Origin of the sequence: Pantoea sp. ICBG 828, assembly GCF_002928355.1 — a bacterium.
GTDB classification, from domain to species: domain Bacteria; phylum Pseudomonadota; class Gammaproteobacteria; order Enterobacterales; family Enterobacteriaceae; genus Pantoea; species Pantoea dispersa.
The window spans coordinates 106836-123038 of the sequence record NZ_POWN01000007.1; the positions used below are offsets into that span (position 1 = coordinate 106836).

General features: G+C 58.3%; 12 protein-coding genes and 1 pseudogene. 3 read left to right on the forward strand and 10 right to left on the reverse strand.

The features are described 5' to 3' along the window. Positions 1-194: 194 nt before the first annotated feature. Genes C1Y43_RS17560 through C1Y43_RS17570 form a run of 3 tightly spaced genes read right to left on the reverse strand, consistent with a single transcriptional unit; the run spans position 195 to position 4218 of the window. Positions 195-1970 carry a SmdB family multidrug efflux ABC transporter permease/ATP-binding protein gene (locus tag C1Y43_RS17560; protein WP_058769395.1) on the reverse strand — a complete coding sequence of 592 codons (1776 nt, stop codon included), beginning with the start codon at positions 1968-1970 and terminating at the stop codon, positions 195-197. After that, entirely contained in the window at positions 1963-3732 is a 1770-nt protein-coding gene (locus C1Y43_RS17565; protein ID WP_104189098.1) for a SmdA family multidrug ABC transporter permease/ATP-binding protein, read from the reverse strand. The genes C1Y43_RS17560 and C1Y43_RS17565 overlap by 8 nt, the downstream gene beginning before the upstream one ends. A 24-nt stretch (positions 3733-3756) precedes the next feature. Further along, on the reverse strand, positions 3757-4218 hold the full coding sequence (locus tag C1Y43_RS17570; protein WP_104189100.1) for an Lrp/AsnC family transcriptional regulator: 462 nt from the start codon (positions 4216-4218) through the stop codon (positions 3757-3759). A gap of 115 nt (positions 4219-4333) precedes the next feature. On the opposite strand from C1Y43_RS17570, the gene C1Y43_RS17575 reads away from it, so the two are divergent. Beyond that, positions 4334-5368, forward strand: a complete 1035-nt coding sequence (locus tag C1Y43_RS17575; RefSeq protein WP_021507195.1) for a PLP-dependent cysteine synthase family protein — start codon at positions 4334-4336, stop codon at positions 5366-5368. A gap of 34 nt (positions 5369-5402) precedes the next feature. Here the strand turns inward: C1Y43_RS17575 and cof are convergent, their stop codons facing one another. Further along, positions 5403-6224: an HMP-PP phosphatase gene (cof, locus tag C1Y43_RS17580; protein ID WP_058775233.1), complete on the reverse strand. Its 822-nt coding sequence runs from the start codon at positions 6222-6224 to the stop codon at positions 5403-5405. Between the two features lie 93 nt (positions 6225-6317). Between cof and C1Y43_RS17585 the strand changes: the two are divergent. After that, positions 6318-8033 (forward strand): annotated as a pseudogene (locus tag C1Y43_RS17585) (SgrR family transcriptional regulator). A 26-nt stretch (positions 8034-8059) separates the two neighbouring features. Continuing rightward, a complete protein-coding gene (gene queC, locus C1Y43_RS17590; RefSeq protein ID WP_058775231.1) occupies positions 8060-8755 on the forward strand; it encodes a 7-cyano-7-deazaguanine synthase QueC in 696 nt (231 codons plus the stop codon). A 44-nt stretch (positions 8756-8799) separates the two neighbouring features. Here the strand turns inward: queC and C1Y43_RS17595 are convergent, their stop codons facing one another. The 6 genes from C1Y43_RS17595 to clpX form a co-directional block, all read right to left on the reverse strand. Next, positions 8800-9207, reverse strand: coding sequence for a thioesterase family protein (locus C1Y43_RS17595; RefSeq protein ID WP_104189102.1), 408 nt, complete (start codon positions 9205-9207; stop codon positions 8800-8802). A gap of 101 nt (positions 9208-9308) precedes the next feature. Then, complete coding sequence (locus tag C1Y43_RS17600; RefSeq protein ID WP_021507189.1) at positions 9309-9632, reverse strand: helix-hairpin-helix domain-containing protein; 324 nt, start codon at positions 9630-9632, stop codon at positions 9309-9311. 139 nt (positions 9633-9771) lie between these two features. Further along, the gene (gene ppiD / locus C1Y43_RS17605) at positions 9772-11640 is read right to left on the reverse strand and encodes a peptidylprolyl isomerase (RefSeq protein ID WP_104189176.1); all 1869 of its coding nucleotides are present in this window, start codon (positions 11638-11640) and stop codon (positions 9772-9774) included. A gap of 237 nt (positions 11641-11877) precedes the next feature. Continuing rightward, complete coding sequence (gene hupB / locus C1Y43_RS17610; protein WP_014606441.1) at positions 11878-12150, reverse strand: nucleoid-associated protein HU-beta; 273 nt, start codon at positions 12148-12150, stop codon at positions 11878-11880. Positions 12151-12362: 212 nt separating this feature from the next. Continuing rightward, positions 12363-14717, reverse strand: coding sequence for an endopeptidase La (gene lon, locus C1Y43_RS17615; protein ID WP_059010556.1), 2355 nt, complete (start codon positions 14715-14717; stop codon positions 12363-12365). Positions 14718-14906: 189 nt separating this feature from the next. Beyond that, entirely contained in the window at positions 14907-16178 is a 1272-nt protein-coding gene (gene clpX / locus C1Y43_RS17620) for an ATP-dependent protease ATP-binding subunit ClpX (protein ID WP_021507186.1), read from the reverse strand. Between the last annotated feature and the right edge of the window lie 25 nt (positions 16179-16203).

A 16203-nucleotide genomic window follows, 5' to 3' on the forward strand; every position in this document is an offset into this window, starting at 1 on the left:
GTGCCACAAATGGCAAAAGTGGGCGCTAAGGCTGCCGGGCGCAGAGTATCGCGCTCCGGTATGGCGTAACGGGCAAGGTTTTCATTCGGAAAAACAGAAAGGTGGGACTTTACTGCACTCCTTTGGTGCTTGCGGCCTCAAAGGAGTGCATCAATACAGAGCATTCCGATAAATCTGCGCAAAAAAGGTGCAAATCACCCCTCTGCCGTTGCGGGTATGCCCGCCGCGAGTTCATCGCCAGCCTGCTGCAGCTGGTACATCTGCCAGTAACGGCCCTGCTGCGCCAGCAGTTCGGTGTGCGTACCGCGTTCGACCACCTGACCACGGTGCAGCACCAGAATCTGATCCGCTTCGGTGATGGTGGAAAGACGGTGAGCAATCACCACCAGCGTGCTGTGCTGGCGCAGCGTGCGCAGCGCCTGCTGAATCGCCTGCTCGGTGCCTGAGTCGATATTGGCAGTGGCCTCATCGAGGATCAGAATCTGCGGCAGCGACACCAGCACGCGCGCCAGTGCCAGCAGCTGCTTCTGCCCGACCGACAGCGTGTTCCCCTGCTCACCGAGCCGGGTATGAATGCCGTCGCGCATCGCGCGGGCCAGCGGTGCCAGCTGCACCTTCTCCAGCGCGCGCCACACGTCCTCTTCGCTGATATCGCGTCCCAGGCGCACGTTGGCCAGCAGCGTATCGGCCAGTACCACCGGATCCTGTTGCACCATCGCCACGCTGCCGCGCAGCGCATCGTGCGTCAGCTGGCGCAGCGGGCGGCCATCCAGTTCTATGCTGCCGCGCGTCACCGGATAGTAGCCCATCAGCAGATTGGCTAAGGTGCTTTTGCCGCTGCCGGTGTGGCCGACCAGTGCCACGAAGCCGCGCGCCGGCACCTCGAGATCGATATGGCTGAGCACGTCGCGGTTGTCGCGGTAGGCAAAGCTGACATCGCGCAGGGTGATACGTCCGGAAGCCAGCGGCTGAGCGTCACTGCCGTAGCCCTGCTGCGCCGCATCCATCAGTTCAAAAATACGCTCGCCCGACACCACCGCCTGCTGCAGCATTGACTGCTGCGTGGTGAGTTCGATCAGTGGCTCGTTAAGGCGGCCAAGATAAGTGATAAAGGCGTAAAGCACGCCAACCTCAAACACGCCCGGCGTGGCAAAGCTGAACAACATCAGCAGACCGCACAATATCAGTGCAGAAAACAGGCTGAGCAGCGGACGCAGCAAAAAGCCGTCCAGCCGCAGCGTCTCCATCCGCGCCAGATAGTGTGAACGGCTGGCTTCGCCCATGCGCTCGCCGAAGCGCGCCTGCTGGCGAAACTGCTGGATCACACTCATGCCGTTAATCACTTCGTTAAAACCATTATTGATCTCGGCCAGATAGCTACGTACGCGGCGCGCAATCGGCGTGCTGTAGCGCTGATAGATCAGCATCACCGTTAACACCAGCGGGAAAATCACCAGCGCCACCAGCGCCATACGCCAGTCGAGTGCAAACATCGCCACCAGCATCGCGCCAATCAGCGCAGCGCTGCGCAGCACAGTGGCCACCACCGTGACGTAAAGATCTTTGATCACTTCGGTGTCGTTGGTGACGCGCGAAATAATCTGCCCCACTGGCTGGGTGTCGAAGGCACTGAGCGGCTGGCGCAGCGCCGCATTCATCACGTCGACGCGCAGCTGCTGCACGACACCAATCGCCGCGCGGTTAAACAGCAGCGCCTGGAAATAGTGCAGACCCGCTGCCAGCAGCTGTAGCAGCACAAAGCCCACCAGCAGCCCGGCCACGATGCCCCACGGCATCTGGTGTTTTGCCACCAGGTTATCGATAAAATAGCTGACCAGAACCGGACCGGTGACTTCGGCAGCGGCAGCGATCCACAGCATGCCGACGGCCAGCCACAGCGATTTGCGCCACGGTTTGCCGTAGGCCAGCAGGCGTTTCAGCGTTGGCCATAAGCGTTGCGATTTAGCCATGGTCGGCTCCCTGTTCTGCCTCGTCCTCATCCAGCGCGGCTTCCAGCTGCTGATAGCGATACATATCGCGATACCAGCCCGGCTGCGCCGCCAGCGTATCGTGATCGCCGCGCTGTGCCACTGCGCCCTGCTGCAATACCAGAATCTCGCTGGCTTCGGTCAGCGCCGACAGCCGATGCGCGCTGATGATCAGCGTGCGCCCTTTTCCCCACTGGCGCAAGTTATGCAGGATTTCATGTTCGGTACGGCCATCAACCGCCGACAGCGCATCGTCGAGGATCAGAATCTCCGCGTTGAGCAACAGCGCACGCGCAATGGCGATGCGCTGTTTCTGCCCGCCAGAGAGCATGACACCGCGCTCACCCACTTCGGTAGCGTACCCCTGTGGCAGACGCAGTATGTCATCGTGCACGCAGGCCATCTGCGCCACGCGCTCAATCTCTTCCTGTGTTGCCTCCGGGCGGCCCAGCGCCAGGTTATTCGCAACGGTATCGGAAAACAGGAACGGCGTCTGACTGACCACCGCCAGCCGGCTGCGCCAGCTGTCCAGCCGCAGCTGTGGCAGCGGAATGGCGTGATAGCAAATCTCGCCCTGATCGATATCAAAATGGCGCTGAATCAGACTCAGCAGCGTGCTTTTGCCGCAGCCGGTAGGCCCGCACAGCCCAAGCATCTGCCCCGGTTGTAGCTGGAAATGCACGTCGCTCAGCACCGGCGCGCTACTCGCCGGATAGTGGAAGGCGCGGATCGCCACCTGCAGCACGCCCGCTTCCGCTGGCAGTAGCTGATTGCCGTCCTCTACCGCCGGCGCTTCCGCCAGCAGCGCGCGAATGCGGCTCCACGCCGCGCTGCCGCGCTCAACGATGTTAATCATCCACGCCAGCGCCAGCATCGGCCAAATCATCAGCCCTAAGTACATGACGAAACTGGTGAGCTGCCCGAGCGTCAGAGAGCCGTGCCACACCATCCAGCCGCCACCGGCAATCGCCAGCAGGTTAGAGAAGCCGACGGCGATGTAAATGATCGGGTCGAAGCGCGCATCGACGCGCGCCACGTGCAGATTCTTGCGGCCGGTGTCGCTGGCGATCCCGGCAAACTGATTTGACTGGTGATCTTCCAGGCCAAAGGCTTTGATCATGCGGATGCTGGTCAGGCTCTCCTGCGTTTGGTCGTTCAGGCTGGAGAACGCCGCCTGCGCCACTTTGAAGCGCTGATGCAGGCGCGCGCCGTCTTTCTGGATCACCAGCGCCATAATCGGCATAGGAATCAGCGCCAGCAGCGTCAGCTCCCAGCTGATCTGCACGCTCATTACCGCCAGCACGACCAGCCCCATCACCAGCGAATCCACCAGCGTCAGCACCCCTTCACCCGCGGCAAACACCACGCGATCGACATCGTTGGTCGCGCGCGCGATCAGATCGCCGGTACGGTGGCGCAGGTAAAACGCCGGATGCTGGCGGCTAAGCTGGCGGTAAAAGTCTTCGCGCAGCTCCACCGCCAGCTGGTAAGAGGCGCCGAACAACAGCACGCGCCAGACGTAGCGCAGCAAATAGACAATCACTGCGGTCACCAGCATCACGCCGATCCACAGAAAAATTTCGCCGCTCGTCAGGCTGTGCTGGGTCACGCCGTCGACAATCACGCCGACCAGATGCGGAGGCAGCAGCTGCAGCAGCGCAATGATAATCAGCAAGCTGATGGCGCCCAGATAGCGCCGCCACTCGCGCAAAAAATACCAACTTAACTGGCTGAATAATCGCACAAAAAAATCTCTTGTGATGCCCGTTCAGGGCGCTACCGGCAAGGCGGTGGTGTATTTAATCTCTTCCATAGCGAAGCTGGAGGTGACGTCAATCAGCGCCGGGACGCCGTTAACCAGACGCTTGTAAAACGCGTCGTAGCTCTTCATATCGGCCACCTGAATGCGCAGCAGGTAGTCGTACTCACCCGCCATGCGGTAGAAGGCCATCACTTCCGGCATCTGCTGTACCACCGCGACAAACTGCTGAAACCAGTCGCTGCTGTGCTGCTGGGTTTTGATCAGCATAAAGGCGGTGAGCGACAGGCCGAGCTTTTCACCATCCAGCAACGCGACGCGCGCCCGAATAATGCCATCATCTTCCAGCTTTTTCAGGCGTTTCCAGCACGGCGTGGTGGTGAGATTCACCGCATCGGCCAGCGCCTGCAGCGACAGCGTGCAGTCTTTTTGCAGCAGCGCCAGCAGTGTGCGGTCAGTTTTATCTAGCATTCGCCACCTCAGGAGAAAAATTTTCTCTTATTTGCCCATTATAACCAAATTTTAGCAACCTCTTTTTCCTGCCAGTGCCTTACACTGAGCGCAATCTCGCTGCCGGAATCGCACCATGCAAACGCCCTGGGTTCGCCACGCTATCAATGAAATTAACGCCGACTTTCAGCGCTCCGCTGATACGCACCTGATCCGTTTTACGCTGGACGATTTCCCCGGCATTCGCTTTTATCTTAAGGATGAAAGCACCCATCCAAGCGGCAGCCTGAAACATCGCCTGGCGCGTTCGCTGTTTCTCTATGGTCTGGCCAATGGCTGGATTGGAGAAAACACGCCGATCATCGAAGCCTCCTCCGGCAGCACCGCGGTGTCGGAAGCCTATTTTGCCCGTCTGCTCGGCCTGCCGTTTATCGCCGTGATGCCAGCCAGTACCGCACGGCGCAAAATCGAGCTGATCCGCTTTTACGGCGGGGAGTGCCACTTCGTCGCCGATCCGTGCCAGCTGTACAGCGAATCCGAGCGTCTGGCGCGTGAACTCAACGGCCATTTTATGGACCAGTTTACCTATGCCGAACGCGCTACCGACTGGCGCGGCAACAACAATATTGCCGAAAGCATTTTCCGCCAGATGGCGCATGAACCCTTCCCGGTGCCGCACACCCTGATCATGAGCGCCGGCACCGGCGGCACCTCGGCTACGCTGGGGCGCTACATCCGCTATCAGGGCCACGACACGCGCCTGCTGGTGGTCGATCCGCAGCACTCGGTGTTTTTCGATTACTGGCACAGCCGCGATCGCACGCTGCGCAGCGAGCGTGGCAGCCTGATTGAGGGGATTGGTCGCCCGCGCGTTGAGCCGTCGTTTTTACCGGATGTGATTGACGAAATGATGAAAGTGCCCGACGGCGCCACCGTGGCGGCCATGTTAAGGCTGGAGCAGATTCTCGGCCGGCGTCCGGGCGCCTCTACCGGCACCAATTTCTGGGGCATGCTGCAGGTGGCAAAACGGCTGCGTGCGCAGGGGCAGTCCGCCGCGCTGGTCACGCTGCTGTGTGACAGCGGCGAGCGCTATCCGGATACCTATTACAATCCGCAGTGGGTCGCTGAGCAGATCGGCGATATTCAGGCGTGGCAGCGCGAGCTGCAATAAAAAACCGGACATCCTGTCCGGTTCACTGTAAGCCTCAGCATTCGGGGGAATAATCGAGGTGTGGTGTGGTCATCCAGTGATTTAAGTAGTGAGACACCGCCTGTGTCTCGCAATGGCCAATAATCGGTAAATGGGGCAGCGAGGTTTTGAGCTGATGCATGGCGTTGCCCATGATAAAACCACGCCCGACGCGCTCAAGCATTTCGCGGTCGTTCATCGCATCGCCAAATGCCATGCAATCCGCCAGCGACAGAGACAGATGCTGGCACAGCCGCGCCAGCGCGGCGCCTTTGTGGCAATCCAACGGTAAAACTTCCAGACACTCCCTGGCGGAGAAGCACAGGCTGGCGCGATCGCCGAGCGCCTGTTGCAGTTCAATCTTCAGCGCCAGCAGCATCTCATACGGCGCGATAAAGCAGATCTTGGTGACTTCATGTGCCGGCATGCGGCGTAAATCACGCAGCTGATAGTGAAACCCGCTCATCGCGTGCGCTTCCAGCAATCCCGGGAGCGGTTTATCGGTAAACCAGCCTTCGTCATTAAAGATGTGGATCGATGCGGGAGTTTGCCAGTGACTGTGCAATACCTCTTCCGCCACCGACGGCGCTAAATCACAGCCGTACAGCTGCCTGCCCTCGACATCGTGAATGCGCGTGCCGTTACCGGTGATCAGCCAGGCGGGCAAGGTGATCTGCTGGCGTACTGCCTGCATATCCAGCAGGTGACGCCCCGTGGCAAACGCCAGTGTAACGCCACGCTGGTGTAGGGCGTTGAGGCTCTGCAGCGTCTCCGCACCTAAACGGTGGGTAGGCAGCAGCAGTGTACCGTCCATATCAAATGCCGCGAGGCGGGCCATAGCAACTCTCCGGTCTGAATGAGGGGTTTACTATCGCCTGGTAATTACGGAACTAATAGTGAATACTTTCAAAAAACTGTTCCGGGTTTAATCATGCGACAGCTTCATCGGGTTAATCAGTTTCAGCGCCTGTGGCAGCTTAGCCAGGGCGAAGCGCAGCGCATCAGCGTTGCGGCCATGGCGCAGCACTGCTTTTGCAGCGAGCGCCACGTGCGTACCCTGCTGCGGCAGTGGCAGCAGGCGGGCTGGCTGCAGTGGCACGGTGCGGCGGGACGCGGTAAACAGGGCGAACTGCGCTTTCTGCTCTCTCCCGAACAGCTGCGTCAGCAATTGCTCAGCCAGCAGCTGGCAGCCGGTGAAGCGGTACAGGCGCTGCAGGTGCTGGATGTCGCGCCTGAACGGCTGGTGAAAATGCTGCGCCCACTGATGGGCGGCCAGTGGCAGAATCAGGCGCCGGTGCTGCGCATTCCCTATTATCGCGCGATGGAGGCGCTGGATCCGCTGCAGCTCACCGGACGCGCCGAGCAGCATCTGGTACGCCAGATTTTTTCCGGCCTGACGCGCTTTAACGCGGATGATGTCGAGGGCGATCTGGCACATCACTGGCAGTACGATGCGCAGGGCCGCGAATGATATTTCTGGCTGCGGCCACTGCTCAGCTGGCACAACGACGAACCGGTGCAGGCGGCACAGCTGGTCCAGCAGTTGCAACGTATCATGCAGACGCCGCAGGGCGGCCGTCTGCTGGCGGCGGTGGAACACATCGATGCGCCACATCCGCTGGCGCTGCGTATCCGGCTGCGCACCAGCGATTACTGGCTGCCGCAGCGGCTGGCGCATCAGTTTTGCCTGCTGCCGCATCCGGAGCATGCCGATACCGGCAGCGGACCGTGGCGCCTGACGCACTTTACCCGCGAGCTGGTGCGGCTGGAGAGCCATGCGCGCTGGCACCATCAGCGTCCGCTGATTCAGGTGGTGGAATACTGGATTACGCCGCAGCTGTTCGATCGCGGGCTGGGCACCAGCTGTCGCCATCCGGTGCAGATCGCCATTGGCGATCCCGACGAGCTGGACACGCTGCGGCCGGTGGATCGCAGCATCAGTCTCGGTTTCTGTTACCTGGCGCCGCGTTTCTCGGCTCGCTTCAACCAGGCGCAGGCCAAAACGCTGCTCGCGCTGATTCAGCACAGCGGCGTCATTCAGCAGCTGCCGCTGGATGAAGGCTTAATTACACCAACCGCAGAGCTGCTGCCCGGCTGGCCGCTGCCCGCCCCGCACCGCCCGGAGGGCACACTGCCCGCAACGCTGACGCTGCATTATCACCTGCCCATCGAACTGCACGTCATGGCCCAGGCGCTGGTGCCGCTGCTGGCGGCACAGGGCTGTACCCTCACCTGCGTATTTCACGACGTCAAAAGCTGGCGCGACGACATCGATCTGAGTGACGCCGACATCATCATGGGCGACCGTCTGATTGGTGATGCGCCACAGTTTACCCTCGTGAACTGGCTGGAAAATGATGCGGCCTGGCAACCGCTGCGTCCGGCGGTACTGCAGGCACCGCTGCACGCTATCGCCCGTCAGGCCAGTCCGGCACTGCGCAGCGCCGCGATTCATCAGCTGTTTCAGCAGTTGATGCGCGACGGCCATCTGCTGCCGCTGTTTAACTATCGCTACCAGGTGTTTGCTCCGCCAGGCGTCGAAGGTATTCAGCTTAACAGCATGGGCTGGTTCGATTTCACCCGCGCCTGGATCCCGCCGCCTGCCGCAGGCGGTGCTGTTCAGCCCGCGCCGGAGCCAGTACCATAGGCGCACTGATTTATGGGGAAGAAAACATGAAACGAGCCGTTGTCGTATTCAGTGGCGGACAAGACTCCACCACCTGTCTGATTCAGGCGCTGCAGCAGTATGATGAAGTGCACTGCGTGACCTTTGATTATGGTCAGCGCCATCGCGAAGAGATCAGCGTCGCCGCAGAGCTGGCGCACCAGCTGGGCGCGCGGGCGCACAAAGTGCTGGACGTAACGCTGCTCAATGAACTGGCGGTCAGCAGCCTGACGCGCGATAACATTCCGGTGCCGGCCTACAATCCACAGGCCAGCGGCCTGCCCAGCACCTTTGTCCCGGGACGTAACATCCTGTTTCTGACGCTGGCCTCAATTTATGCCTATCAGGTGGAAGCCGAAGCGGTGATCACCGGCGTATGTGAAACCGATTTTTCCGGCTACCCGGATTGCCGCGACGAGTTTGTCAAAGCGCTAAACAACGCTGTCACTCTCGGCATGGCGCGCGAAGTGCGTTTTGAAACGCCGCTGATGTGGCTGAATAAAGCGGAAACCTGGGCGCTGGCGGACTACTGGCAGCAGCTGCCGCTGGTCCGTTCGGAGACGCTAACCTGCTACAACGGCGTTAAAGGCGACGGCTGTGGTGAGTGCGCGGCCTGCCACCTGCGCGCGCGCGGTCTGGCCGATTACCAGGCCAATGCGGCCAGCGTGATGGCGGCGATGAAACAGAAAAGCGGCCTGCGCTGATTGCGGCCGCGCTGCGGGCTGGCGTGCTTTCTGGGCATGCCAGCTCAGGAAGGCGCGGTCATCAATACCGCCAGGCGTTCACGTAACTCCCCTTCCAGCGGCACGGTTTTTTGCGTGCGCAAATCGATGCAGACGAAGGTCAGCGCCGCATCCGCCACCAGCGTGTTATCACCCGCCAGCACCACCCGCTGTAAAATAATGCCGCTTTTGCCGTTGAGCTGCGAGACCTCGCTCTCAATGTGCAGCACGTCGCCCAGCACCGCCGGACGACGATAGTTAATGTTGATATTCACCACCACAAACGCCAGCTGCTGCTCCAGCAGCCAGTGAAAGGCATCGGCATCTTCCAGCCACTGCCAGCGCGCCTCTTCCAGAAACTCCAGGTAGCGCGCATTGTTCACATGCTGATAGACGTCAAGATGATAGCCGCGCACTTTGATGGTGGTTTGCATGATTGCTCCTGTTCAGGCTGTGAATGACAACTGGTTGGACCTGTTGAGCATAGCACAGCCTGATGGGCCGCTTTAGCAATCCTTCAGAGTCGCGAGCCGCTTCACAATTTCAGCCGCGCGCTGTTCCGCTCCACCAGCGCACTGCCAATACCCGGTACTTCTTTCAGCTGCTCGATGGCGCTGAAGGGCCCGTACTGCTCACGATAGCTGACAATCGCCTGCGCTTTTTTCAGTCCAATACCGTTCATGGCGGCGGCCAGCTGCTCGGCCGTGGCCTGATTGATGCTGACCTGTTCCGGCTGCGGCGTGGACACCTGCGTCGCCTGCGTTTCACTGGGGCTTTCCGCCGCCGCCAGTCCGCTGGTCCAGAGCGCGCCGCCCAGCGCCAGCGTGATGCAAAAGGCACGAAATGTTGATTTAACCATGCTGTGTTTCTCCTTGTGTTTGACAGCCACTGCAGGGTGGCACAAGCGAGAAACCCACTCAAAAGGCGATGATCAGAAATGGAAAAGGCCGCAGAAGCGGCCTTTCGGTATTGCAGCAGTTTACCTTTTTTTGTGAGGCTTACTGGTTTTGTGCGGCGGCGCCGTACTTAATCTTCGCCTCTTTACGCAGGTTTTCCAGCAGCGCTTCAAAGGCAATCTGCGCGTTGTTTTGCGTCACGCCTTTCACCATTTCGTCGATCTGCGCCTGCGGCATGTTGCCCGCGCTGACCTTATCCAGCGCGACCAGCACCACGTTGCCCTGCATATCTTCGCTGACACCCCACGACGGCTGGTTATCCGCTGGATGTGGCAGGTTGAATGCGGCCTGTGCCACCGGATCCTGGGCGTTGCGATCGACGGTTTTGCTGGCGCTCAGCGTCAGGCCAGCCGCCTGCAGCGCGTCCTGTTTGCCCGCTTTCAGCTCGGTCAGCAGTTTGTCTGCCTGCGCTTTGGCCTGCTGCGTCGCTTTGTCATGCTTCAGGCTGTCAGCAATCTGCGCTTTGACCTGATCCAGCGGTTTAACCGCTTCCGGTTTGTGCTCGCTGATGCGCAACACAAACGCCCGATCGCCATCGACGCTGATGATGTCAGAATTGTTGCCCGGCGCGCCGTTCTGACCGGTCAGGCCACCGTTGAAGATCGCCTGTTTAACCGCATCGAAATCGAGATCGGCCGGCACGTTATCGCGGGTGATCCAGCCCGTTTCCACCACTTTCAGGCCAGATGCCTGTGCGGCGCCCGCCAGGGATTCGTTGTCGTTGCTGGCGGCTTCGCTCACCTTCTGCTGCATCTTATAGAAGGCGTCGACGGCTTTTTCCTGCTTCACTTTATCCGCCACCGCATCGTGCACGTCCGCCAGCGGTTTAACCTGCTCTGGCTGGATATCGTCCAGACGCACCACCAGGAAACCTACTGAGGACTTGATCACGCCAGACAGCTGACCTTTCTGCGTCAGGTTGGCGTTTTTCAGTTCATCCGGCGTGGTGTTCGGCTCCAGCCAGCCCATGTCGCCGCCTTTACGCGCAGAGATTGGGTCAATGGATTTGCTCTTCGCCAGCGTGGCGAAATCCTCGCCCTTTTTCAGCGCATCCAGCACCGCGTTGGCATCGGCTTCGGTTTTGGTCTGAATGATGCTGTAACGGTTGCGCTGCGGCTGTGAATAGTCGGCTTTGTGCTGATCGTACCAGCTCTGAATATCCGCTTCGCTGGCGTTCTCCTGCAGGCTGGCCGCATCCATTTTGATATAGCTGACGCGGAACTGCTCAGGTGCCATAAAGCTGCTCTGATGCTGCTGGTAATACTGATTGATTTCGTCGTCGCTGGCGGTTTGTTTCGCGGCCAGCGCATTAACGTCAATCACCGCCTGACGAATCTCGCGCTGCTGCGAGACCAGATCCACCAGCTTGCTGGTTTCACCCTTCAGCATGAAGTCGGTATTGGCGATGGCGTTGATCAACTGCTGCGTCGCCAGCTGCTTGCGCAGCGCTTCGGCGTACTGATCGGCACTGAAGCCCATGCTGGCGATCAGGCCGTTGTATTTCGCGTTGTCGAACTTACCGTTGGTCTGAAAAGCCTGCTGATTGAAAATAGCCTGCTTCACCTGATCGTCGCTGATGCCAATGTGCAGATCTTTGATGTACTGATCGAGCAGCGCCTGATCGATCAACTGTGACAGCGCCTGCTGGCGCATCTGCTGCATGTAGCCGTCGTTGCTGGCCAGCTGCGAGAACTGGTCGCCCAGCATCTGCTGCTGACGGTTGCGCTCGTTGTTAAACGCCTGTTCTAGCTCACCGCGGCTAATTTCATGGCCGTTCACTTTGGCAGCGTAATCGCTATTACCGCCAATCAGGTAGTTGCCCACCCCGGTCAGTACGAATGACAGGATGATCAATCCCAGAATGATCTTGAGCACGACATGGTTCGACGCCGCGCGTAAATTGTCCATCATGGTATGACAACACTCCGCTGTAGTGTGGATGTAAAGCTCTGACACGATGTCATCATCGTGCAGCTGCGGTTCAGGCTGGCAGCTGGCAACCATGCGGAGACTGAAGCCAGCGGCTAAAGTCGCGCATCAAGATAAAAAAAGGCACATCAAAAATGATGTGCCCGTATGTTACATGAGAACGCCTTTTTCGTCCTCAATCCATGGAAGAAAATGCTTCGATGGACAGGTCAGCGGTCATTAATTGACGGCGTCTTTCAGTGCTTTACCTGCACGGAAGCCCGGTACTTTACCAGCCGGGATGGTGATTTCTTTACCGGTTTGTGGGTTACGGCCGGTGCGGGCAGCACGCTCGCGTACAGAGAAGGTACCGAAACCGACCAGTGCCACTTCGTCACCGCCTTTCAGCGCGTCAGAAACGGAGCCCATGAATGCATCTAACACACGTCCCGCTGCCGCTTTAGAAATGTCAGCGTCTGCAGCAATTTTGTCGATCAACTGTGACTTATTCACTCTCTTCATCCCCTCTTTTATTATTCACTCGCACCCGCGCTTCCCGCCCGGTGCGAACGCGCAGCCAGTTATATCAAGCCTGTGGAGCTGAAACAACGGTATTCATCTTAATCGTTGATCCAGCAGCCCCCTAAATTAGCGGCACAAAAAAAAGCTGGCAAGCCCGATTTGGCCTGCCAGCTTCGCTTTTTAGCGCTTTTTGTCGCTAATCACTATTTTGCCGTGGCAACCTGCATCCCGTACGGGGCATTTTCCAGCGCCAGGCTCAGCACTTCTTCAATACGCTTCACCGGATGGATCGACAGATCGGCAATCACGTTCTGTGGAATCTCTTCCAGATCGCGCTTGTTTTCGTCCGGGATCAGCACGGTTTTGATGCCGCCGCGATGCGCCGCCAGCAGTTTCTCTTTCAGGCCACCAATCGGCAGTACCTGACCGCGCAGCGTGATCTCGCCGGTCATCGCCACGTCCGAACGCACCGGGTTACCGGTCAGACAGGAGACCAGCGCGGTACACATCGCGATACCGGCGCTCGGACCATCTTTCGGCGTCGCTCCTTCCGGTACGTGCACGTGGATGTCACGCTTCTCATAGAAGTCGCCGTTGATGCCGAGTTTCTCCGCACGGGCGCGGACTACTGTCAGCGCCGCCTGGATGGACTCCTGCATCACCTCACCGAGTGAACCGGTGTAGGTCAGCTTGCCTTTGCCCGGCACGCAGGCGGTTTCGATGGTGAGCAGATCGCCGCCCACTTCGGTCCACGCCAGGCCGGTGACCTGACCAACACGGTTTTCGCTGTCGGCACGGCCGTAGTCAAAGCGCTGCACGCCCAGGAAATCCTTGAGGTTTTCGCCGGTGATTTTGATGCTCTTTTTCGCTTTGTCCATCAGCAGCGCTTTTACCGCTTTACGGCACAGCTTGGAGAGTTCGCGCTCCAGGCTACGCACGCCCGCTTCACGGGTGTAATAGCGGATAATGCCGATAATGGCGCTGTCGTCAACGCTGATCTCTTTCTCTTTCAGCGCATTACGCTCGATCTGCTTCGGCAGCAGGTGCTGTTTAGCGATGTTGAGCTTCTCATCTTCGGTGTAGCCGGAGAGACGAATCACTTCCATACGATCCAGCAGCGGAGCCGGAATGTTCATGGAGTTGGAGGTTGCAACAAACATCACATCTGACAGATCGTAATCCACTTCCAGATAGTGATCGTTGAACGCAATGTTCTGCTCCGGATCCAGTACCTCCAGCAGCGCTGAAGCCGGATCGCCGCGCATGTCGGATGACATTTTGTCGATCTCATCCAGCAGGAACAGCGGGTTTTTCACGCCGACTTTGGCCATTTTCTGGATCAGTTTGCCCGGCATCGACCCGATATAGGTACGACGGTGGCCGCGGATTTCCGCTTCGTCACGCACGCCGCCGAGCGCCATACGCACATATTTACGGCCAGTGGCTTTGGCGATTGACTGTCCCAGCGAGGTTTTACCCACGCCCGGCGGTCCGACCAGACACAGAATCGGCCCTTTAATTTTGCTGACGCGACTCTGCACCGCAAGATACTCAAGGATGCGGTCTTTCACGCGCTCCAGACCGTAATGGTCGGTATCCAGCGTCTCCTGCGCTTTCCGCAGGTCTTTTTTCACCTTGCTGCGCGCGTTCCACGGTACCTGCACCATCCAGTCGATGTAGCCGCGCACCACGGTGGCTTCCGCTGACATCGGTGACATCATCTTCAGCTTCTGCAGTTCAGCTTCGGCCTTCTCGCGCGCCTCAGCCGGCATTTTCGCCGCGTCGATTTTGCGTTTCAGCGCTTCGTATTCATCCGGCGCATCATCCATCTCGCCCAGCTCTTTCTGAATCGCTTTCATTTGCTCATTCAGATAGTACTCGCGCTGGCTTTTCTCCATCTGCTTTTTAACGCGGTTGCGAATACGCTTCTCAACCTGCAGCAGATCGATTTCCGATTCCATCATCGCCATGAGATATTCCAGACGCTCATTGATGTCGGACATCTCCAGCACTGACTGTTTATCAGCCAGCTTAAGCGGCATATGCGCCGCGACGGTGTCGGCGAGACGCGCCGCGTCGTCGATGCTGTTGAGTGAAGTCAGCACCTCCGGCGGGATTTTTTTGTTCAGCTTGATATAGCCTTCAAACTGATTGATGGCGGTACGCACCAGCACTTCCTGCTCGCGCTCTTCAATTTCCGGCGAGATCAGGTATTCGGCCTGGGCAACAAAGTGGTCGCCATTGTCCGCTAAAGTGGTGATGTGTGCGCGCTGAAGACCTTCCACCAGCACCTTAACGGTGCCGTCTGGCAGTTTCAGCATCTGCAGTACGGAAGCAACGGTCCCTACCGCGAAGAGATCGTTAATACCAGGTTCATCCGTTGAAGCCTCTTTCTGGGCAACCAGCATGATCTTCTTGTCATGATCCATCGCCGCTTCGAGGCAACGAATCGATTTTTCCCGACCAACAAACAACGGAATTACCATGTGCGGATAAACCACCACGTCGCGCAACGGCAACACGGGGATTTCAATGCGTTCAGAACGCTCAGGATTCATAGAGCTCTCTCTTAGTTTAATGTCCGCCAGGTGATGGGAACCGCGTGATACAGGCTGTATGCAGTTAGACCCACAGGATTATGAGTATATGGGGATGCTTGCACGACATTCAATGTCACAGAGGTGAGAAAAATAAAAGGGGAAACATTTTCCCCTTTTTTAAGATAACAACGCGGTGTAATTGATTATTTATTCGCCAGAAGCCTGGGCTTCATGCTTACCGTAAATCAGCATCGGGTCAGATTGCCCCTCGATTACTGACTCATCGATCACCACTTTCTCTACGCCTTCCATTGATGGCAGGTCGTACATGGTTTCGAGCAGCGCCGCTTCTACGATAGAACGCAGACCACGTGCCCCGGTTTTACGCGAGTTGGCTTTTTTCGCAATCGCCGTCAGCGCTTCGTCACGGAACTCCAGCTCCACGCCTTCCAGGTTAAACAGCGCCTGATACTGCTTGGTCAGGGCGTTTTTCGGTTCACGCAGGATCTGGATCAGTGCTTCTTCGCTCAACTCGTTGAGCGTCGCCACCACTGGCAGACGACCAATGAACTCCGGAATCAGACCAAATTTGATCAGATCTTCCGGCTCAACCTGCGACAGCAACTCGCCTTCGCTGGCTTTCTGCGATTTACCTTTAACGGTCGCGCCAAAGCCAATACCGGAGCCGGTTTCAACACGCTGTGAAATCACTTTATCGAGGCCGGCAAACGCACCGCCACAGATAAACAGGATTTTCGAGGTGTCGACCTGCAGAAACTCCTGCTGCGGATGCTTACGTCCACCCTGCGGCGGCACGGCAGCCACCGTGCCTTCAATCAGTTTCAGCAGTGCCTGCTGCACGCCTTCACCTGACACATCACGGGTGATAGACGGGTTGTCTGATTTACGGGAAATCTTATCGATTTCATCGATGTACACGATGCCGCGCTGCGCTTTCTGTACGTCGTAGTCGCACTTCTGCAGCAGTTTCTGGATGATGTTTTCCACATCCTCACCCACATAACCGGCTTCGGTCAGCGTGGTGGCATCCGCCATAGTGAAAGGCACATCCAGCAGGCGCGCCAGCGTTTCCGCCAGCAGGGTCTTACCGCTACCGGTTGGACCGATCAGCAGAATGTTACTTTTGCCCAGTTCAATCCCGTTGCTGGTGTCGCCATTACGCAGACGTTTGTAGTGGTTGTACACCGCCACCGCCAGCACTTTTTTCGCCTTCTCCTGACCGATAACATAATCGTCAAGGTGATGGCGGATCTCATGCGGCGTCGGGAGCGCGCTGCGCTCGCGGTGCGGGGCCACTTCTTTAATCTCTTCGCGAATGATGTCGTTACACAGATCGACACACTCGTCGCAAATATACACTGACGGCCCGGCAATCAGCTTACGGACTTCATGCTGGCTTTTGCCGCAGAAAGAGCAGTACAGCAACTTACCTGAACCGTCTTTGCGCTTATCTGTCATCAGCTAACCTCTTTTCGTTCTCAGA

Coding starts and splice junctions, on each gene's coding strand:
- C1Y43_RS17560 (WP_058769395.1), bottom strand. CDS start 1,970: ATGGCTAAATCGCAACGCTTATGGCCAACGCTGAAACGCCTGCTGGCC.
- C1Y43_RS17570 (WP_104189100.1), bottom strand. CDS start 4,218: ATGCTAGATAAAACTGACCGCACACTGCTGGCGCTGCTGCAAAAAGAC.
- C1Y43_RS17575 (WP_021507195.1), top strand. CDS start 4,334: ATGCAAACGCCCTGGGTTCGCCACGCTATCAATGAAATTAACGCCGAC.
- cof (WP_058775233.1), bottom strand. CDS start 6,224: ATGGCCCGCCTCGCGGCATTTGATATGGACGGTACACTGCTGCTGCCT.
- queC (WP_058775231.1), top strand. CDS start 8,060: ATGAAACGAGCCGTTGTCGTATTCAGTGGCGGACAAGACTCCACCACC.
- C1Y43_RS17595 (WP_104189102.1), bottom strand. CDS start 9,207: ATGCAAACCACCATCAAAGTGCGCGGCTATCATCTTGACGTCTATCAG.
- C1Y43_RS17600 (WP_021507189.1), bottom strand. CDS start 9,632: ATGGTTAAATCAACATTTCGTGCCTTTTGCATCACGCTGGCGCTGGGC.
- ppiD (WP_104189176.1), bottom strand. CDS start 11,640: ATGATGGACAATTTACGCGCGGCGTCGAACCATGTCGTGCTCAAGATC.
- lon (WP_059010556.1), bottom strand. CDS start 14,717: ATGAATCCTGAGCGTTCTGAACGCATTGAAATCCCCGTGTTGCCGTTG.
- clpX (WP_021507186.1), bottom strand. CDS start 16,178: ATGACAGATAAGCGCAAAGACGGTTCAGGTAAGTTGCTGTACTGCTCT.